Source organism: Pseudomonas sp. 1D4 (assembly GCF_001728925.1).
Lineage (GTDB): Bacteria > Pseudomonadota > Gammaproteobacteria > Pseudomonadales > Pseudomonadaceae > Metapseudomonas > Metapseudomonas otitidis.
The window spans coordinates 37,501-54,603 of sequence record NZ_LXJQ01000020.1; the positions used below are offsets into that span (position 1 = coordinate 37,501).

The window sequence follows — 17,103 nt, forward strand, 5'->3', positions numbered from 1 at the left end:
GACCTGTCCATAATTATCAGAATGCATTTCCTGCGTAAACTTGGGAAATCGCTCTAGCATCGACTCTACAGCCGTACCTGGGGCGGTCTTGAAAAAGTCCGTTTCACCCTGGCAAGCATGCACTGCCCGAAACGGCAGCGAGGCAAAATTGGAACTTTTTCAGAGTTTCCCTAGAATCCGCTGTCGCCCTGCTTGCTTTGTCCTATGCCCAACTGTCTCGTACACCCCCTGCCTTATCACGAAGATCCGGGAATGCGCTTCTCGCACATCCGCCATGCACCCGGGGCGGTGCTGCTGGATGCAGGGCGACCCGGCGCCAGCCGTGGACGCTATGACCTATTCAGCGCCTGGCCATTGGCAGAACTTGCGCCAGGTACCGACGAATCGGCCAACGACTTCGCTGACCGCCTCCGCGCGGCGCTGCACCAACTGGGGCGCTGCGAGGCGCCGGACGGCGTGGAGCTGCCATTCACGGGCGGATTGATCGGTTATTTCGCCTATGACTTCGGTCGCCGCCTGGAGTGCCTTCCCGCACAGGCTCGGGATGACCTGGGGCTGCCTGACGCCCGATTGGGCCTGTATGCCTGGGCGTTGGTGAGCGACCATGAGCGGCGCACCAGCCAATTGGTCTTCCACCCCGCGGTGGCCGATGACGAACGCACTCGGCTGATCCAGTTGCTGAGCGAGCCGACAGCGCAGCCAGCGGGCGCCTTCCGCCTCAAGGCACCGTTCGCGGCCAGCATCAGCGAGGCGGATTACCGTCGGGGCATCGAACGCATCCTGGCCTACATTCGTGCCGGGGACTGCTACCAGGTGAACTTCACCCAACGCTTCCAGGCCCCCTGCGACGGCGACCCCTGGGGTGCCTACCTGTCATTGCGCGGTGCCTGTCCGACGCCCTTCTCGGGCTACCTGGCGCTGGAAGCCGGCGCGATCGTCAGCCTGTCCCCCGAGCGCTTCATCCGCCTGAGCCAAGGCCAGGTGGAGACCCGCCCGATCAAGGGCACGCGCCCGCGCGGCCTGACCCCGGACGAGGATCAGGCGCACGCCGACGACCTGCTCTGCAGCCCGAAGGACCGCGCCGAGAACCTGATGATCGTCGACCTCCTGCGCAACGACCTCGGGCGCAGCTGCCGCATCGGCAGCGTGAGGGTGCCGGAGCTGTTCGCGCTGGAGAGCTACCCCAACGTGCATCACCTGGTCAGTGCTGTTCGCGGCGAGCTGGCCGAGGGCAAGGACGCGCTGGACTTGCTGGCAGGCAGCTTCCCCGGCGGCTCCATCACCGGAGCGCCGAAAATCCGCGCGATGGAGATCATCGACGAGCTGGAGCCGACACGCCGCTCGATCTACTGCGGCTCGCTGCTGTACCTGGACGTGCGGGGGGAGATGGACAGCTCCATCGCCATCCGCACCCTGCTGGTGAAGGACGGCCAGGCAAGCTGCTGGGGCGGCGGCGGCATCGTGGCCGACTCGGACTGGCAGGCGGAGTACCGCGAGTCGATCACCAAGGTTCAGGTCCTGCTGCGTACCCTGGAAGCGCTGTAAGCCGGGGCCAGAGACAGAAAAGCCCGCTTGCGCGGGCTTTTTCATGGCTGGGCTCAGAGGCTCAGCGGGCGGTTGGACGCCTTGAGGAACTCGCGCTTGAGGTCCTCGTAAGTGTGCACGGCCGGGAACTGCGGGAACTCGCGAATGACGTTGTCCGGGGCGTGGAAGAGGATGCCGGCATGGGCCTCGGAGAGCATGGTGGTGTCGTTGTACGAGTCGCCGGCGGCGATCACGCGGTAATAGAGGCTCTTGAAGGCAATCACGGACTGACGCTTCGGGTCCTTCTGGCGCAACTGGTAGCCGACGACGCGGTCGGTCTCGTCGGTGATGAGGCGGTGGCACAGCAAGGTCGGGAAGCCCAGTTGGCGCATCAGCGGCTGGGAGAACTCGTAGAAGGTGTCTGAAAGGATGACCACCTGGAAGCGCTCACGCAGCCAGTCGACGAACTCCACCGCGCCGTCCAGCGGCTTGAGGGTGGCGATCACTTCCTGGATGTCGGACAGCTTCAGGCCGTGCTCGTCGAGGATGCGCAGGCGCTGTTTCATCAGAACGTCGTAGTCGGGGATGTCGCGGGTGGTGGCCTTGAGCGCTTCGATTCCGGTTTTTTCGGCGAAGGCGATCCAGATTTCAGGAACCAGCACACCTTCAAGGTCGAGACAGGCGATTTCCACGAGCATTTCCCCGTTATTGGCTTGTAAAGGAGGCGGCACTCTAGCCTTTCCCTCGCCGGGCACGCAACGCGACGCCTTATATCCGAAACAGGCAGTCCACCTTCCGTATGGTTATTTAGGCGCATAAATGGCTTTTGCTACCATCCGCCGCCACAGAGCGCGTAGCGCCGCAGCCAGTAGGAAGTCCGCCTGATGAGCCACCCCTTCGACGTCACCGATATTGCTGCGTCCTACGCCAGCAAATCCCCCCAGGAAATCCTCAAGTTCGCCTTCGAGCAGTTCGGCGACGACCTGTGGATCTCGTTCAGCGGCGCCGAAGACGTGGTGCTGGTGGACATGGCCTGGAAGCTGAACAAGAACGTGAAGGTATTCAGCCTGGATACCGGCCGCCTGCACCCGGAAACCTATCGTTTCATCGACAAGGTCCGTGAGCACTACGACATCGCCATCGAGGTGCTCTCCCCCGACGCTGCCAGGCTGGAGCCTTTCGTCCGTGAGAAGGGTCTGTTCAGCTTCTACAAGGACGGCCACGAGGAGTGCTGCGGCATCCGCAAGATCGAGCCGCTGCGACGCAAGCTATCGGGCGTCAGCGCCTGGGCCACCGGCCAACGCCGCGACCAGAGCCCCGGCACCCGCAGCAAGGTGGCTGCCGTGGAAGTGGACGGCGCCTTCTCCACGCCGGATAAACCTCTCTACAAGTTCAACCCCCTGGCACAGATGAGCAGCGAAGAGGTCTGGGCCTATATCCGCATGCTGGAGGTCCCTTACAACCCGCTGCACGAGCGCGGCTTCATCAGCATCGGCTGCGAGCCCTGCACCCGCCCCGTGCTGCCCAACCAGCACGAACGCGAAGGCCGCTGGTGGTGGGAGGAAGCCACCCAGAAAGAGTGCGGGCTGCACGCGGGCAACCTGATCGCCCGGGAGTGACACGATGCGCATCACACTGGTGACCAAGGTCCTGGCCGATGGAACGGCCTGTGCAAAGTGCAAGGATGTGATGCGACTGCTGGAACGGGGCAACCACCTGTCGCGCATCGACCGAACCCTGGTGGCGGACGAGCGTGACCCTACGGGCCCGGGCTGGATCGCGGCTCAACTCTACGGCGTGGACAGCGCGCCATTCTTCGTGGTGCGGACGGACGACGGCCGCGAGCGGGTCTACACCGTCTTCCACGAATTCCTCCACGAGGTTCTGGAGGCAGGCTGAAACGAACACGCCCGGCGATTGCCGGGCGTGTTCGTTGAAGGGAGGCAATCAGTAGGTGGGAAGCTGCACGCCCTGGAACAGCTCGTCCAGTTCCACCTTGTTGTGGCACTGCACAGCCTTGGCGAGCATGTCGCGGGTCAGGTGGGGGGCGAACTTCTCGATGAAGTCGCACATGAAGCCCCGCAGGAACGTGCCGCGGCGAAAGCCGATCTTGGTCACGCTGGACTCGAACAGTTCGCTGGCATCCAGTACCACCAGGTCGCTGTCCAGCTTGGCATCGACCGCCATCTTCGCCACGATGCCGACCCCAAGGCCCAACCGCACGTAGGTCTTGATCACGTCAGCATCAGCCGCAGTGAACACCACCTTCGGTGTGAGCCCACGGTGGCTGAAGGCCTCATCCAGCTTGGAGCGCCCGGTGAAACCGAACACATAGGTGACGATGGGGTGCTCCGCCAAGGCTTCCAGGGTGAGCTTCGGCAGCTTGGCCAGGGGGTGCCCCTGGGGCACGATCACGCAACGGTTCCAGCGGTAGCAGGGCATCATCACCAAGTCGCCGAACAGCTCCAGCGCTTCGGTGGCGATAGCGAAGTCAACGGTCCCATCAGCGGCCATCTCGGCGATCTGCATCGGGGTGCCCTGGTGCATGTGCAGGGACACGTCGGGATACTGGCGGATGAAACTGCTGATCACCGATGGCAACGCATAGCGCGCCTGAGTGTGGGTGGTGGCGATGGAGAGGGTGCCCTTCTTCTCGTTTGAGAACTCCTGGGCGATTTGCTTGATGCTTTCGACCTTGCGAAGGATCTCGCCGGCCGTGTTGATGATTCGTTCCCCGGCAGGCGTCACGCGGGTCAGGTGCTTGCCGCTACGAGCGAAGACCTCGACCCCCAGCTCATCTTCGAGCAGGCGGATCTGCTTGCTGATGCCCGGCTGCGAGGTATAGAGGCTCTGCGCGGTGGCTGACACGTTCAGGTCGTGGTGCGCCACCTCCCAGATGTAGCGCAGTTGCTGAAGCTTCATAGATGTCCCTCGGAGCAGATGGCGACGCGTGAGTGGTCAGTGACCTTTTATAACCATATTAATGGTTTGAGGCTTAAAACTAGACGTTTTTTTATTTCCTGCACGCTCTTTCGTCGGCGTCTCAGAACTCGCCCCGCCCACGGTGCTGGAGCATAGGCACCAGATAGACCGGCACTTCGGAAAGCTGCACCAGCCGGGAGGCCGTGCGCCCCAGCGGCGTTTCAAGCGCAGCACCGTGACTGTGACTGCCTACGACCAGCAGATCGACCCCAAGTTTCTGAGCCTCTTCCAGAATCATCTGTGGCGGGTCCCCCTGCACCACCCGGACGGTCTTGATCAGGCTCAGTTCGTTCTCCGCTTCACCGATCTCGTCGCGAAAGCCTTCGAGTACACGCTGCTCGATGCTGGCCATCACCGTACCCAGGCCCTGGGCACGCAGTTCCTTCAACAGCGTCTCATCCAGGTACGTCTGCAGGACGGATTCGGCGAACAGCCCGAGGGGCTCCACTGCATGTACGACGTAGAGTTCAGCCTTGTGGGCCTTGGCAAGGGAAAGGGCGTGTTGAAGGACATAAGGCGAATACAACCCGAGGTCGGTCGCATAGAGGATCGAGCGAATCATGAGGCCTCCTACTGCCTGCTTGGCGGGCCTCGCATCAGCTTAGTCAGATCTTCGGCTCGTTGCTCACGCCATGCGGTACATGCCCGGTGGCGACCACTTCGCGGGCTTTCTCGCAATGGCCGGCCTGGTCGTCGAAGAATACATCGGCGCCAAAGGCATCGAGAATAGCGGACTTCTCGAGCCCCCCGAGGAAGAACGACTCGTCCAGGCGAATATCCCAATCACGCAGGGTGCGGATCACTCGCTCATGGGCCGGAGCAGAGCGCGCGGTCACCAACGCGGTTCGAATCGGGCACCCATCCACGGGCAATTCGCGCTGCAACTGGTTAAGTGCCGAGAGAAAGGGTTTGAACGGTCCACCGTCCAGCGGCCTCAACGCTGCCTCACGCTCATGGGCCTGGAATGCAGCCAGCCCGCCGGACTGGTAGACACGTTCAGCGTCATCGGCAAACAGCACAGCGTCGCCATCGAAAGCGATGCGCAACTCGCTGCTGGACGCCCTGCGAGGTGCGCCGGGGAGAATGGTCGCCGCCGCGAAGCCCGCCTGCAGCGCCACCCGGACGTCCTCCACATGGGTAGAGAGGAACAGGTGGCAGCCGAACGCTTTCAGGTAAGGTCCGGGGCTGCGACCACCGGAAAAGGCTGCGCGAGAGATTGCCAGGCCGTGCTTCTGGATCGAGTTGAACGCCCGCAGGCCGGTGTCCGCGCTGTTGCGCGAGACCAAGATCACCTCCACGCGCGCCTGGGCGAGCTGCTCATTGAGGGCCAGCAACTTGTGTACCAGGGGAAAGGCATCACCCGGCTCCAGCAGTTCGTCCTCGTGCTCGATCTGATACTGGCGATAGGCTTCGATCCCTTCCGACTCATAGACGCGATGACTGTCATCCAGGTCGAAGAGCGCCCGGGAGGAAATCGCCAGCACCAGCTTGTCGTTCAGCGCGCTCATCCTCGCCACTCACTCCTCACGGTTGCGCATATCGATGAAACGCAGCGCCTGGTAAAGCGCCCGGATTCGGGGCAGGTCACACCCCGCTGCTCCTGCGGCGGCCAGAGGAGCCGCATAAATAGCCTCGAGTTCAAGAGGCCGCTGCTGCACGTGGTCGTGATACATGCTGGGCAGGTAGTCAGGCATGCGGTCCGTCGATGCCAGCAGCTTGCCGGCAAAGCCCTCCGGCAGGGTATACCCGCAGGCCACGGCGCCCTCCACCACTTCCTGCATCAGTGCCTGGATCAGTGCGCGGCTGTCCGGATTGGCCATCAGCGCGGTGGTCCCCGCATTGAGCAGAACGGAAAGTCCGTTATAAGGAACGTTCCACACGAGCTTCTGCCAGCGCGCCTGCTCAAGACTGGGCATGGCGGCAGAGTCCAGCCCGGCGGCCCTGAAGAAACCCACTCCCTCCTCGAGAATCGCCATGCGCTCGGCAGCTTCGGTAGCAGGGCCACTGTGGTAGCCAAGGTTCACGGCACCGAGAGACTGATGCACCACATGACCCGGACCCTCGCGGTGGACGCAGATGTAACAGAGCCCGCCCAGCAGATTGAGGTGCTCGGGCAGCAGGGGGCGCAACGTCTCCTCCACCCCAAGGCCGTTCTGCAACAGCACCACCTTGGCACCTGGTACGGCAACCTGGCTGATCAGCGGTGCCAGCTCGGCATTGCTGGTGGTCTTTGCCCCCACCAGCAACCAATCGCATGGGGGCATCGCCGCTGCATGCCGGTATGCATTCACCGGGTGCAGCGCCAACTCGCCGTGAACGACACTGGACAAGCGCAGCCCCTGGCGGCTGACGGTTTCATACTCACTGCGCAAGAGGAAATGCACATCGAATCCGGCGCGGGCAAGCAGCAGACCGTAGACCCCCCCAATGGCGCCAGTGCCGATGATGCCGATACGGGGGGATGGGGTCACACTCATCAAGGCAGCTCCTCTGCCTGGCGCTGATGGGCAACGGCCAGGCTCTCGTTCAGATCAGCGCCACGCAGCGTACTGTGCAGGGCGCCAAGAAATTGGCCATCCCGCACCAGGAACAGGGCGGGAAGGTGGAACACCTCGTAGCGCTGGACCAAACCACCGTTATCGGCAGCGTCTATCCAGCACAACCGGTCGACGGCCAGGTCGAGCCCCGGCAAATGGCGGCGCGCCCAACGGCAACTGGCACAGCCTATGCTGGTAAATATCAGCAAGGAGGCTCCGGGCAGACTGAGCAGACGCTGATCAGCGTCGAAGTCGCTCAACTCGATCTCATGCAAGCCGTATTCTCCAACCAGGCCAGACCACTGGCACAAAGGAGTCCTCATATGCGCCGATTCCTGCGTCACCCCAGCGACCTGCCGGTCGAACTGGTTCTGCGCAAGCACAACTTCCTGCCGCGACAGCGGCTGCACAATATCAGCCTCGGCGGCGTGGCGTGCAACTCCATAAGAGGCTTCCGCAAGGGCACCGCAATCGAGCTGCGCATCCCACTCCTGGGCGAGCAGGCCAGTTGCCCAGGAGTGGTGGCGTGGTGCCGCAAGCAGCCGGACGACTACCTCGTCGGCATCTGCTTCACCGACGAGGAGTCTCTGTTCCGCGCCCGCATGGTGGAGCAGGTCTGCCAGATCGAGGCCTACCGCAAGCAGCGCGAGGCGGAATCGGGAGAACCGCAGCCCATCGAGCAGATCGCCGAGGAGTGGATTGCCCAGCACGCCATCGAGTACTCGGCTTCCAGCCTGAACTGATTGCTTCCGCCCAATTGCAACCTTGGCGCCATTGTCTAGCCACCGCCTAAAGCGTTAAGGTTCCGCGTCCCTGCCACGCCTTCAATGCCGTGCTCCGCCGCTCGGGGGATGGTGGCGGTCAAGCACCCGTGACCCGACGACTGAACTCCAATGACTAGCACGATGGCTGATTTACCGATCGACGACCTGAACGTTGCCTCCAACGAGACCCTGATCACCCCGGCGCAACTGAAACGCGAAATCCCCCTGACGGGTGCTGCCCTGCAGACCGTCGCCCACGGCCGCCAGGTGGTCCGCGACATCCTCGACGGCAAGGACCACCGCCTGTTCGTGGTGGTGGGGCCCTGCTCCATCCACGACATCAAGGCCGCCCACGAATATGCTGACCGCCTCAAAAGCCTGGCTGCCGAGGTTTCCGACACGCTGTTCCTGGTCATGCGCGTGTACTTCGAGAAGCCCCGCACCACCGTCGGCTGGAAAGGCCTGATCAACGATCCTTACCTGGATGATTCCTTCAAGATCCAGGATGGCCTCCACATCGGCCGCCAGCTCCTTCGTGATCTGGCCGAAAAAGGCCTGCCGACTGCTACCGAGGCCCTGGACCCGATCTCGCCGCAGTACCTGCAGGACCTGATCAGTTGGTCGGCCATCGGCGCTCGCACCACCGAATCCCAGACCCACCGCGAGATGGCCTCCGGCCTGTCCTCGGCGGTGGGCTTCAAGAACGGCACCGACGGCAGCCTGACGGTAGCCATCAACGCCCTGCAGTCGGTATCCAGCCCGCATCGCTTCCTCGGTATCAACCAGGAAGGCGGCGTCTCCATCGTCACAACCAAAGGCAACGCCTATGGCCACGTGGTGCTGCGTGGCGGCAACGGCAAGCCGAACTATGACTCGGTCAGCGTAGCCGTCTGCGAACAGGCCCTGACCAAGGCCAGCATCAAGCCGAACATCATGGTCGACTGCAGCCACGCCAACTCCAACAAGGACCCGTCGCTGCAGCCACTGGTAATGGACAACGTCGCCAACCAGATACTGGAGGGCAACAACTCCATCGTCGGCCTGATGGTGGAAAGCCACCTGGGATGGGGTGCGCAATCCATCCCGAAGGACCTCAACCAGCTGCAGTACGGCGTCTCCATCACCGACGCTTGCATCGACTGGGATACCACCGAGAAGACCCTGCGCTCCATGCACGCCAAGCTCAAGGACGTGCTGCCCAAGCGCAAGCGCGCCTGAAGGGCTGCCGCTAGAACAAAAACGCCGGGCTTTGCCCGGCGTTTTTGTTCTAGCGCTCTTCACTCCTTCGGAGCGTGGCGTTGGCGGCGCTCGATATAACGCTCTACATAGGAGCACGAGGGAATCACGGTGTAGCCCTGGTCTTCGGCAAAGTTCAGCGCCTTCTCGGTCAGCGCCGCAGCAATGCCACGCCCGCGCAGCGCGTTCGGCACGAAGGTCCTGTAGATATCCAGGGTCTGCTTGCCGAGATCCATATAGGCCAGGTAAGCACGGTGACCATCCACGGTGGTCTCGAACTGGTGACCTGCCTGGTCATGATGGATGGACAGCGCCTCGCTCATCGCAACTCCTCTGTGGGTTTAAAACATCACCCGTACCTTATCTATCTTTTCGAGCCGAAGGAACATTTCAGCCGAACCGGACCCAAACTGGACACTGAGGAACGCCTTACCGTTCTCCACCTTGTGTAATACACCCTGGTAATAGGCGCCATCATAGGTGATGAATTGCAGGCGTTTACCCTTGTATCTCGCCAGATCGGAGACTTGGACGAACTCGTAGCGCGGCGAGGCACCGGCGTTTTCATCTTTTTCGACTGCGGCAGACACCCTCTCGTCGCCCTTCATTTCCGGCCGTTTGGTGATATCGACCCAGGAGAAACCGATTGGCTGCACCGCCTCCTGGTTGACCAACAACACCGGGCGCAGCATGCCGATCACGTCCTTTGGCTCAAAGAACTCCAGGCCCTCCCAGGCCATGCCCTCGCTCGGGCTCAGCTCAAGGCGCAGGGCCTGTGGATCGCTCAGATAACGACCGTAGGCTGCCAGCACAGCAGGCTCGAGCGCGACACGCTGGGCACGCAGGTTGCGGTCGAACTGCTCCACCGCCGTCTTGAGGTAGGCTTCGCGCGACTGACCGAGCTTGCCGGCACAGAAATCCTGCACCTTGCGCTGATACTGGTTGTCGTTCAGCTCGAACACCACGCTGGAGACGCGCGGCGGGTTGACCCGCAGGTCGCCCGGATTGTCCGGCATGTTGATCAGGGACAGACTGAGACGGGTATCACCCATGTCGCGGGTGTCAGCCTTGAGGTTGAAGGTCAGGCGTTTGGCGCCCTCTTCCAACTGGTAAGAGAACTGGGCATCGGTTTCAAACGTCCGGTAGCCCATGTCCAGCAATTCGTTGGTCCCGATGTGGCTCACCTTGCCGCAGGCCACCTCGCTCATCGCGGTGAAGATGCTGCGCTCGGCCGGCGCATCATACAACTGCTGCATGAACGGACCATGGACTGCCAGTTGCAGCCCCTTGAGCTCGACGGACATCTGCTTGGGCAGCTTCCCCTCCTCCAGACGCTCCTTGAAACTCAGCAGCTCACGAAGCCCGTTGAAGCGCAGTTGCGCGTGCTGCACCTGCAGGCTGTCGCCCAGGGCAGGAACGCGGATCGTGACGTTCTCCAGACCGACACGGCCATCGAACGACGACGTGATGCCGCCGTAGCTGATGTCCATCACAGGCGAGAGCTTCGTAACCGCCTCATTCATGATGGAACGCACAGAGAGCCACAAAGAACCCTTGATCAGGACAGCCAGCGCCAGAACGCCCAGCACTGTCCACTTGAGAATTTTTGCCATGACGCCGTCCTTGAGGCCGTAAAAATGCGACGAGCTTATCAGTGCGCCCAAGGTGCCACCATCCACCCCCTGGGGTCGCTACAAACACTTTTCCATTACGTGAAGAAGTTCACCTAAGAACACGTATGACGGCAACTTGCTGCCAAGCGCTGACAAGTCAATTCAACTTATCGATAACCCACAGCAGCCGACTCAACAGCTCAGCCCCACATACAACGACTAGAATTTGAACTTCGCTTGTGACGAAGCCCGGCTTTTTGGTCGTTTTTTGCTCAAGCGCCCGCGGCCAGTGGGGTAAAAAGGCAGCCTAGGTGAAAAAAAGTGTCCGCCTTGCGCCCCGTCAGTTTACTTACTACAAGTTATGGGTAGTATGTACGCCGGCTAATTTCCCACGCTCGGGGAATTGCTTTTAATGGAAATATCCACCTTAAAGGGGAACACGATGAACAACGTTCTGAAATTCTCTGCTCTGGCTCTGGCTGCTGTTCTGGCCACCGGTTGCAGCAGCGCCTCCAAAGAAACCGAAGCTCGTCTGACCGCTACTGAAGACGCAGCTGCTCGTGCTCAAGCCCGTGCTGACGAAGCCTACCGCAAGGCTGACGAAGCTCTGGCCGCTGCTCAGAAAGCCCAGCAGACCGCTGACGAGGCTAACGAGCGCGCTCTGCGCATGCTGGAAAAAGCCAGTCGCAAGTAATAGCCCACAAGGCTTTTACCTGAAACCGACCCAGGCAACTGGGTCGGTTTTTTATTGCAGAAACAAAAGTACAGGCGATAAAAAACCCGCCACTCAAATAGAGCAACGGGTTTTGTGAAAAACGATCAGAGTGAAGGCGGAGCGCTGGCAGCGACCGACGTCGAAGGCTCGGCGATCTCCACCGGCAAACCATCCTCGGCTGCCACTACCTCACGCACCACGTCCCAGTCCAGGCGGATGGTGTTGACCAGATCCTCGCGCTTGAGCAGCGCATTGATCACCGCAGTGTGCTTGTCGACTACCGACGGATCGCCATGGTCGTCCAGCGGTGCATGGGCCTCCAGGTAGATCTTGCCGTTGCTGACACCAAACTTGTACGGCTCGTTGATCACGCGGACCGGCGTACCCACCGGCGCCATCCTGGCCAGCTCCAGCACGTTGTTGTTAAGCATCCGGAAGCAGCCATGGCTGACACGCATCCCGATGCCGAACTTCTTGTTGGAGCCGTGGATCAGGTAACCCGGCAGAGCGAGAGTGAACTTGAACGGACCGAGAGGGTTGTTCGGGCCCGCCGGCACCACGGTCGGAAGCGGGTCGCCATCGGCAGCGTGCTCTTCACGGATCGACTTGGGCGGGTACCAGGCCGGATTCGGCGTCTTGGCGGTGATCTTGGTGGTGCTGATCGGCGAGCCCCAGCCTTCTCGGCCAATACCCAGCGGATAGGTGTGCACCACGTTCCGCCCTTTCGGGAAGTAGTACATGCGGTATTCGGCGAGGTTGATCACGATCCCCTCGCGCGGCCCCGGCGGCAGAATGAAGCGGGTCGGCAGGATGATCTCGGCGCCTTCGCCCGGCAGCCAGGGATCAACGCCGGGATTGGCCGCAACCATCTCCAGGTAGCCCAGGTCGTTGGCCGAGCCGATATCGGCGAAGGTGTCCTCGTACTTGGCCTTGATCACCTGGACCTGGCCAACGATATCTTCCCCGGGGGGCGGCAGAGGCAGCTCCAGTGCTGCGGCGTTACCGGCTAGCACAGCGGCGGCCAGAGACAGGGTACGGGCGACGGCGGGAACGCGCGACAACATCCGGGAATCCTTGGCTGAGGGTTGAAAAATGAGTGGCAGATTGTACACCGGCCCGCCAACCGCCGGGAGGCTAGCTGTCAGGCCACTCCGGCCGCTTGCCGTCGCGCTGCGCCTCGAGTTCCTGCTTGCAGAACGGGCACAACCGGCGGTCCTGCAGAAGGCTGCGGCCCACCTCGCACCAACGGGGCATGGCCGGCAGCAATCCGCCGCACAAAGTACGGTCGGCGTAGCCCCCCAGCTCGAGCTGGCGCGCCACCAGGTGCAAGCGAACCTCACGGCAGGCGAACAGGTCGAGCTGCTCGTCTGGCTCGATCAGCTTATAGGCGTGCAGGGACCAGGCAGGGCGAGGCATGGGGGACTCCGGAGCGGGTGCGCAACATTAGCCGAAAGCCCGGTCCCGGAAAAGCCTCAAAGCAGCGGCTGGAGCGACGGCCAGACGTTTTCCAACAGCCTTGGCTGGGCACCGGCCGCCGGATGGATACCGTCGGCCTGCATCATGCCCTCCACGCCCCCGACGCCTTCGAGAAAGAACGGCACCAGCGGCACCTGCTGTTCCTTGGCCACATCACTGAACACGCGAGCGAACGCATCGGTGTAGCGCTTGCCATAGTTCGGCGGCAGGCGCATGCCCAGCACCAGCACCTTGGCGCCCGCCTGCCGGGACTGCTCAACCATCGAGGCAAGATTCTGTTGCAATCCCGACTGAAGGACAGGAACCCCACAAACTCAAGGGTTCCAGCCAATGACCAGTCAAATCAGTGCCCAAAGTGTTACAAACCTGTTAGAAAGCGACCGCCCGAAGCTCACCACCGTCCTGGCTAAGCCATGGCACTACAGACGAAACGGGCGTTACTACCTGCGCATCCGCACCCAAGGACTGCCGTACTCCTCCTTCACCGTGTCCCTGCGGACCAGCGACCGAAGCACAGCCATGCAAATCTCCAGCAACATCCAGAGGGCGCTCGCCTACTTCCACCTTGATAAACCCGATGCGACCTGGGAGCAGCTCAAGGAGCGACTGGCCGCCATCGTTGAGGAGTGCCTGGAGATCGCTCATGGGAACTTCGGGGTGGACATCGCGCATAGCGAGTTCTATCGGGAGATGTACGGGGCTCTTCGGCAGATCAGCAAACAGGGTGACCTGAGCGTTGTCCAGCATAGAGCTGTAGCTATCGGTCAAAGCATCATGGCCGCTGCCAATGCTCGCATTGAGGGCCGCTCGGGGGCGCTGGTAAAGATCATTGATCAGCTCAATCAAAAAGCAACCCATGATAGTCAGACTGACCTTTCCCCTTCCCTATCTGTAAGCCCCCCTCAAGAACCTCTGACCTGGGGTGACCTCTCGGCTCTCTACATGGCCGAACACAGCATCAACCTCAAAGAGTCCAGCCGGAAAGCTGCAATCACAGTCCACACGAACATCGGGCGGGCTTTCGAGGCCATCGGCGTGACAGACCTCCGGGGCCACACTCGCGAGGATATGACCAGACTACGTGACAAGCTGCTGGAAGGCCGTAAGGCGTCCACGGTGAACAACCTATGGGCCAAGCTGCAAGCAGTAATGAGCTGGGCGGTCAGGACGGACAAACTCACCAAGCAGTACGCGGATAAGCTCAAGATCACCAAGGGAGCGGACAGCGAGCGGGTAGCTTTCACTCGGGATCAAGTGGTCGCCCTGATGGACCATGTAGATACCCTTCCCGAGTCCTCCTGGCAGCGCTGGGCCTTATCCCTGGCGGCTATCACCGGGGCCCGTGTGGGTGAAATCAGCTACCTGACCAAAGCCGACATCAAGCAGGTAGACGGCCTGTGGTGCATCGACATCAACGAAGACACTGGCGGTAAATCCATCAAGAACAAGCACAGCAAGCGCCTTGTGCCTCTTGTAGATGGAGCCCTCGGATTTGACCTGTCGGTTTTCCTACGTGCGGTCGATGCGGGCGCCCTGCCCTCTGACAATGGGGTCACGCCCGGTCGCGCCAGCAAGCAACTCAACAGCATGCTGAAAGACATCCTCGGCGACAGTAAAGGAGACAATCAGAAGCTCCATTCACTGCGGCATCACCTGATTTCCTCTATGGAGGCCGCAGGTGTCCCCGTGGCTCACGCCCAGGCCGCTGCTGGCCAATCTTCAGGCACCATCGCATACAACGTATATGGTTCAGGATCACCTATCCCGAAGGTCTATGCGGCAATCAAGCAGGGGCTGATGGGGGACGCCCAATGAACACGCAGCAAGCCATGGTGAACTCTCTTCGATCCCTGCTGGCCCTTGAGGACTGCCCCAACTGCCAGGACGGCAAGAAGGCCAAAGGCAAGGACGCTCAACAGAACCGTGAGCAAGTACGAAAGCTGATCCGACAAGCAGGAAAGGCGCTTCGGGACTATGAGCAAGAGCTTTTGACGCTCGACCAGCAGGAGTACATGGACAGCCTCCAAGCCGATAGTCGTGCCTTCCTGGCTGCCGCTAATGAAGACCCAGAGCGCAGAGCTGAGTATCTGGATACCGCTGCCCTGCTCGCCAAGGTCCATGGGATTCTCTCGGCACCACGAGGAGCGACCGCATGAGCCTCTTCTTGACCTGCCTTCAGTGGCTATGCGGTGCCCTTGCGGTCTACTGGGCTGTCCGGGCTGTAATGAGCCTTACGGCTTTAGCCCTAAGTCTTCGCAAGCCGGCAGACAAAGACGGCTCAGCCATCAAGAAGCCTAATCCGTGGGTAGACCAATGAGTCTCTGGCAGTTCCTGGGCGTCCTCGCCCTGTCCATTGTGATCTTCGTGTGCATGCTGGACACCGACTGGAAGCGAAAGCTCCTTCGGCATCATGGGGAGAAGAACCCGTAGGCGGTGCTCAAAGCCAGCTCTTTGCGGGGCTGGCCTTAAGCAGGGACTCAAGAGCGATACGCGTGGTCGTGAAGGAAGACGATTGCGGACGCCGTGAGGTTGATTACAGCTTTCGCTACATGCTCGGGCACAACCTTTTCGACCTCGCCGGCACCGTGCGAAGTGCTGATCCGATTTCTCAATGTCCCAATGATGAGTAACGGCTGCTCCCAAAACGCGTCTAAACCTGCCTTGTCCATGATGGTTTTCAGAAGCTTAGAGGTTGTGTCGCCCTGCGAGTAACCAAAGCCCTTCTGGCCACAAATGACTTTCATCACGCTTTCATAGCTGCTGTTGCATTTCGTCACGCAGTCGCCGAATTTGCGGTGCCGGTAGTCTTCGAGCGCGGCCATGAACTCCGAGTTAGCATTTAAGAACGCTGGCGTCCTAAGAACCTCCAAGGCAGGCTGTATAGCGGTCTCGTGAAGGAGCTGGCTGTCCTTTGGAATGACCTTGGCCTCCTCTCGAAACACCATCGACCTACACTGTCCATCGCTGTCGTATTTGTGCTCCCAGACCTGAGGAACGACATGGTACGGAAGGTCATCAATCATCAGAAATTCGTTGAGCCGCTCGACAACTGCATCTCGGTTCGCCCCAAGGTACTGACCGCAATCGTAACGCAGCGCATACTCAATAAAGTTCAAGAACTGCTCGTCTTCACAGTGCTCCAAGTACGCCAGTAGGTCCTCGTGGGGCCTGTTGTAACGCTGTCCTGTGAGGCTGTGGCGTCCGAGTAGATACGCGAACCTATCGTGAAGAACGTCCAAGAACTGATAAATCCCACCGTGTGTGGCATCTCGGAACAGCATCAGAGTTCTGCCTCGGAATGTCTCCGTCAGCTCCTTCCTTACGGCGTTTTGATTCCCCTGGCGGCGAGAAAACACATCGAAAATACCTCGAATCACACCAGCCTCCACTGCTTCTCGGGCAACGACTGCCGCAGGTTAACATCCCTGGCATGGACCCACCTACAGCATCGACAGCGGCTGCATGGGAACCCTCTCGGTCACCATCGACCAGACCACTACCTACGTCTACAAGCTCTCGGACATCCTGGGCCGCATTGAGGTGTCGGTATGAGCGCAGCAAATAGCATGAAGTTTGAAAAGAGGAACTTCATGGGCATTGAACTGGATGTCCTCGTGGGGCACCCAGACTACAGGATGCTCTTCATCGCCACCCAGATAGCCAAGGCCAGCGGGCTTCGTGACCCTAAAAGCAGCGTTCGTCTCCACCGTCTCCACCACCGCGCAGGGGTCTACCTGAAAGACGTACTGGTAGAGGAATTATCTACCAGTCTCCCAAAGGACGCTAAGGGTCGGAACATAAAGAACATCACGGTGTTTTTCACGGACGCCGAGGCTTACCAGATGCTCCTCCGGGGCCATGCACCAGCCTCTGAGCCTTTCCGCAAGTGGGTCACCGAAGAGGTACTCCCGGCCATCGAGCAGACCGGCAAGTACAACGCAGCCGACTCCGAGAACCCTATCGCCCTGGCCATCATGGACGAACTGAAGTCCCTGCGCGGCGAGATCGTGTCCCTGCGCCAGGAGCTGCAAGCGAAGACGTTCAGCCTTGAGGCTCCGGTGGTCGAAGTGAGTCCCTACGAGGGCCAGCCTGGGTGGCCCTTTATGACGATCTGTCGGGCTTCAAAAGGCATATCTACCGGGAGCTGGAATCAACGGTAGTCCTTGTTTCCGCCTGAGGTAATGCAGAAGCGCCCGCCTCTCGGCCCATAGCAGTAATTCCCGCTTCCACACCTACAGCCGGAGCCCCCCTCGTAA

Annotated in this window: 20 protein-coding genes and 1 pseudogene; 9 read left to right on the top strand and 12 right to left on the bottom strand. The window is 60.8% G+C overall.

Annotated features, from left to right (window positions below; genetic code table 11):
- Nucleotides 1–204: 204 nt before the first annotated feature.
- Complete coding sequence (gene pabB / locus A7D27_RS12325; protein WP_069565060.1) at nucleotides 205–1,545, top strand: aminodeoxychorismate synthase component I; 1,341 nt, start codon at nucleotides 205–207, stop codon at nucleotides 1,543–1,545.
- Between the two features lie 53 nt (nucleotides 1,546–1,598).
- Here the strand turns inward: pabB and thrH are convergent, their stop codons facing one another.
- Complete coding sequence (gene thrH, locus A7D27_RS12330; RefSeq protein ID WP_069562036.1) at nucleotides 1,599–2,216, bottom strand: bifunctional phosphoserine phosphatase/homoserine phosphotransferase ThrH; 618 nt, start codon at nucleotides 2,214–2,216, stop codon at nucleotides 1,599–1,601.
- Between the two features lie 192 nt (nucleotides 2,217–2,408).
- Here thrH and A7D27_RS12335 point away from each other — a divergent pair, with 192 nt between their 5' ends.
- Both A7D27_RS12335 and A7D27_RS12340 read left to right on the top strand, forming a co-directional pair.
- Nucleotides 2,409–3,143 carry a phosphoadenylyl-sulfate reductase gene (locus A7D27_RS12335; protein ID WP_069561993.1) on the top strand — a complete coding sequence of 245 codons (735 nt, stop codon included), beginning with the start codon at nucleotides 2,409–2,411 and terminating at the stop codon, nucleotides 3,141–3,143.
- A gap of 4 nt (nucleotides 3,144–3,147) precedes the next feature.
- Nucleotides 3,148–3,423, top strand: coding sequence for a hypothetical protein (locus A7D27_RS12340; protein WP_069565061.1), 276 nt, complete (start codon nucleotides 3,148–3,150; stop codon nucleotides 3,421–3,423).
- A gap of 48 nt (nucleotides 3,424–3,471) precedes the next feature.
- Here the strand turns inward: A7D27_RS12340 and cysB are convergent, their stop codons facing one another.
- The 5 genes from cysB to A7D27_RS12365 form a co-directional block, all read right to left on the bottom strand.
- On the bottom strand, nucleotides 3,472–4,446 hold the full coding sequence (cysB, locus tag A7D27_RS12345) for an HTH-type transcriptional regulator CysB (RefSeq protein ID WP_069561995.1): 975 nt from the start codon (nucleotides 4,444–4,446) through the stop codon (nucleotides 3,472–3,474).
- A gap of 121 nt (nucleotides 4,447–4,567) precedes the next feature.
- On the bottom strand, nucleotides 4,568–5,068 hold the full coding sequence (locus tag A7D27_RS12350; RefSeq protein WP_069565062.1) for a universal stress protein: 501 nt from the start codon (nucleotides 5,066–5,068) through the stop codon (nucleotides 4,568–4,570).
- 43 nt (nucleotides 5,069–5,111) lie between these two features.
- Complete coding sequence (locus tag A7D27_RS12355; protein WP_069565063.1) at nucleotides 5,112–6,014, bottom strand: 5'-nucleotidase; 903 nt, start codon at nucleotides 6,012–6,014, stop codon at nucleotides 5,112–5,114.
- 9 nt (nucleotides 6,015–6,023) lie between these two features.
- Nucleotides 6,024–6,983 (bottom strand): putative 2-dehydropantoate 2-reductase, encoded by a 960-nt coding sequence (locus tag A7D27_RS12360; RefSeq protein ID WP_069565064.1) that lies wholly within the window; start codon nucleotides 6,981–6,983, stop codon nucleotides 6,024–6,026.
- Nucleotides 6,983–7,366 (bottom strand): thioredoxin, encoded by a 384-nt coding sequence (locus A7D27_RS12365; RefSeq protein ID WP_069565065.1) that lies wholly within the window; start codon nucleotides 7,364–7,366, stop codon nucleotides 6,983–6,985. Before A7D27_RS12365 ends, A7D27_RS12360 begins: the two co-directional genes overlap by 1 nt.
- Between A7D27_RS12365 and A7D27_RS12370 the strand changes: the two genes are divergently transcribed.
- Nucleotides 7,367–7,786 (top strand): PilZ domain-containing protein, encoded by a 420-nt coding sequence (locus tag A7D27_RS12370; protein ID WP_069562000.1) that lies wholly within the window; start codon nucleotides 7,367–7,369, stop codon nucleotides 7,784–7,786.
- A gap of 162 nt (nucleotides 7,787–7,948) precedes the next feature.
- Nucleotides 7,949–9,025 carry a 3-deoxy-7-phosphoheptulonate synthase gene (locus A7D27_RS12375; RefSeq protein WP_069562001.1) on the top strand — a complete coding sequence of 359 codons (1,077 nt, stop codon included), beginning with the start codon at nucleotides 7,949–7,951 and terminating at the stop codon, nucleotides 9,023–9,025.
- Between the two features lie 59 nt (nucleotides 9,026–9,084).
- Here A7D27_RS12375 and A7D27_RS12380 read toward each other — a convergent pair whose 3' ends face one another.
- Together A7D27_RS12380 and A7D27_RS12385 are read right to left on the bottom strand one after the other, a co-directional pair.
- A complete protein-coding gene (locus tag A7D27_RS12380; protein ID WP_069562002.1) occupies nucleotides 9,085–9,366 on the bottom strand; it encodes a GNAT family N-acetyltransferase in 282 nt (93 codons plus the stop codon).
- 18 nt (nucleotides 9,367–9,384) lie between these two features.
- Nucleotides 9,385–10,656, bottom strand: a complete 1,272-nt coding sequence (locus A7D27_RS12385; RefSeq protein ID WP_069565066.1) for a hypothetical protein — start codon at nucleotides 10,654–10,656, stop codon at nucleotides 9,385–9,387.
- A gap of 442 nt (nucleotides 10,657–11,098) precedes the next feature.
- On the opposite strand from A7D27_RS12385, the gene oprI reads away from it, so the two are divergent.
- Complete coding sequence (oprI, locus tag A7D27_RS12390; protein ID WP_011335311.1) at nucleotides 11,099–11,350, top strand: outer membrane lipoprotei OprI; 252 nt, start codon at nucleotides 11,099–11,101, stop codon at nucleotides 11,348–11,350.
- A gap of 125 nt (nucleotides 11,351–11,475) precedes the next feature.
- Here the strand turns inward: oprI and A7D27_RS12395 are convergent, their stop codons facing one another.
- The 3 genes and pseudogenes from A7D27_RS12395 to A7D27_RS12405 form a co-directional block, all read right to left on the bottom strand.
- Complete coding sequence (locus A7D27_RS12395) at nucleotides 11,476–12,435, bottom strand: L,D-transpeptidase family protein (RefSeq protein WP_069565067.1); 960 nt, start codon at nucleotides 12,433–12,435, stop codon at nucleotides 11,476–11,478.
- Between the two features lie 70 nt (nucleotides 12,436–12,505).
- Nucleotides 12,506–12,787 (bottom strand): hypothetical protein, encoded by a 282-nt coding sequence (locus A7D27_RS12400; RefSeq protein ID WP_044401521.1) that lies wholly within the window; start codon nucleotides 12,785–12,787, stop codon nucleotides 12,506–12,508.
- Nucleotides 12,788–12,843: 56 nt separating this feature from the next.
- A pseudogene (locus A7D27_RS12405) lies at nucleotides 12,844–13,131 on the bottom strand (arylesterase); the annotation flags it as partial.
- A gap of 46 nt (nucleotides 13,132–13,177) precedes the next feature.
- On the opposite strand from A7D27_RS12405, the gene A7D27_RS12410 reads away from it, so the two are divergent.
- Both A7D27_RS12410 and A7D27_RS12415 read left to right on the top strand, forming a co-directional pair.
- On the top strand, nucleotides 13,178–14,662 hold the full coding sequence (locus A7D27_RS12410) for a tyrosine-type recombinase/integrase (RefSeq protein ID WP_069565068.1): 1,485 nt from the start codon (nucleotides 13,178–13,180) through the stop codon (nucleotides 14,660–14,662).
- Nucleotides 14,659–15,003 carry a hypothetical protein gene (locus A7D27_RS12415; protein ID WP_069565069.1) on the top strand — a complete coding sequence of 115 codons (345 nt, stop codon included), beginning with the start codon at nucleotides 14,659–14,661 and terminating at the stop codon, nucleotides 15,001–15,003. The genes A7D27_RS12410 and A7D27_RS12415 overlap by 4 nt, the downstream gene beginning before the upstream one ends.
- Nucleotides 15,004–15,324: 321 nt before the next feature.
- Here the strand turns inward: A7D27_RS12415 and A7D27_RS12420 are convergent, their stop codons facing one another.
- Nucleotides 15,325–16,128 carry an abortive infection family protein gene (locus A7D27_RS12420; protein WP_069565070.1) on the bottom strand — a complete coding sequence of 268 codons (804 nt, stop codon included), beginning with the start codon at nucleotides 16,126–16,128 and terminating at the stop codon, nucleotides 15,325–15,327.
- Between the two features lie 285 nt (nucleotides 16,129–16,413).
- On the opposite strand from A7D27_RS12420, the gene A7D27_RS12425 reads away from it, so the two are divergent.
- Nucleotides 16,414–17,007: a BRO family protein gene (locus A7D27_RS12425; protein ID WP_165674747.1), complete on the top strand. Its 594-nt coding sequence runs from the start codon at nucleotides 16,414–16,416 to the stop codon at nucleotides 17,005–17,007.
- The last annotated feature ends 96 nt before the right edge of the window (nucleotides 17,008–17,103 follow it).

Excerpts from the sequence above, each read along its gene's own strand:
- A7D27_RS12350 (WP_069565062.1), bottom strand. The coding sequence starts at position 5,068 with ATGATTCGCTCGATCCTCTATGCGACCGACCTCGGGTTGTATTCGCCT.
- A7D27_RS12340 (WP_069565061.1), top strand. The coding sequence starts at position 3,148 with ATGCGCATCACACTGGTGACCAAGGTCCTGGCCGATGGAACGGCCTGT.
- A7D27_RS12400 (WP_044401521.1), bottom strand. The coding sequence starts at position 12,787 with ATGCCTCGCCCTGCCTGGTCCCTGCACGCCTATAAGCTGATCGAGCCA.
- A7D27_RS12425 (WP_165674747.1), top strand. The coding sequence starts at position 16,414 with ATGAAGTTTGAAAAGAGGAACTTCATGGGCATTGAACTGGATGTCCTC.
- cysB (WP_069561995.1), bottom strand. The coding sequence starts at position 4,446 with ATGAAGCTTCAGCAACTGCGCTACATCTGGGAGGTGGCGCACCACGAC.
- A7D27_RS12360 (WP_069565064.1), bottom strand. The coding sequence starts at position 6,983 with ATGAGTGTGACCCCATCCCCCCGTATCGGCATCATCGGCACTGGCGCC.
- pabB (WP_069565060.1), top strand. The coding sequence starts at position 205 with ATGCCCAACTGTCTCGTACACCCCCTGCCTTATCACGAAGATCCGGGA.
- A7D27_RS12370 (WP_069562000.1), top strand. The coding sequence starts at position 7,367 with ATGCGCCGATTCCTGCGTCACCCCAGCGACCTGCCGGTCGAACTGGTT.
- A7D27_RS12375 (WP_069562001.1), top strand. The coding sequence starts at position 7,949 with ATGGCTGATTTACCGATCGACGACCTGAACGTTGCCTCCAACGAGACC.
- A7D27_RS12335 (WP_069561993.1), top strand. The coding sequence starts at position 2,409 with ATGAGCCACCCCTTCGACGTCACCGATATTGCTGCGTCCTACGCCAGC.
- A7D27_RS12355 (WP_069565063.1), bottom strand. The coding sequence starts at position 6,014 with ATGAGCGCGCTGAACGACAAGCTGGTGCTGGCGATTTCCTCCCGGGCG.
- A7D27_RS12365 (WP_069565065.1), bottom strand. The coding sequence starts at position 7,366 with ATGAGGACTCCTTTGTGCCAGTGGTCTGGCCTGGTTGGAGAATACGGC.
- A7D27_RS12385 (WP_069565066.1), bottom strand. The coding sequence starts at position 10,656 with ATGGCAAAAATTCTCAAGTGGACAGTGCTGGGCGTTCTGGCGCTGGCT.
- A7D27_RS12415 (WP_069565069.1), top strand. The coding sequence starts at position 14,659 with ATGAACACGCAGCAAGCCATGGTGAACTCTCTTCGATCCCTGCTGGCC.
- A7D27_RS12420 (WP_069565070.1), bottom strand. The coding sequence starts at position 16,128 with ATGCTGTTCCGAGATGCCACACACGGTGGGATTTATCAGTTCTTGGAC.
- A7D27_RS12395 (WP_069565067.1), bottom strand. The coding sequence starts at position 12,435 with ATGTTGTCGCGCGTTCCCGCCGTCGCCCGTACCCTGTCTCTGGCCGCC.
- oprI (WP_011335311.1), top strand. The coding sequence starts at position 11,099 with ATGAACAACGTTCTGAAATTCTCTGCTCTGGCTCTGGCTGCTGTTCTG.
- A7D27_RS12380 (WP_069562002.1), bottom strand. The coding sequence starts at position 9,366 with ATGAGCGAGGCGCTGTCCATCCATCATGACCAGGCAGGTCACCAGTTC.
- A7D27_RS12410 (WP_069565068.1), top strand. The coding sequence starts at position 13,178 with ATGACCAGTCAAATCAGTGCCCAAAGTGTTACAAACCTGTTAGAAAGC.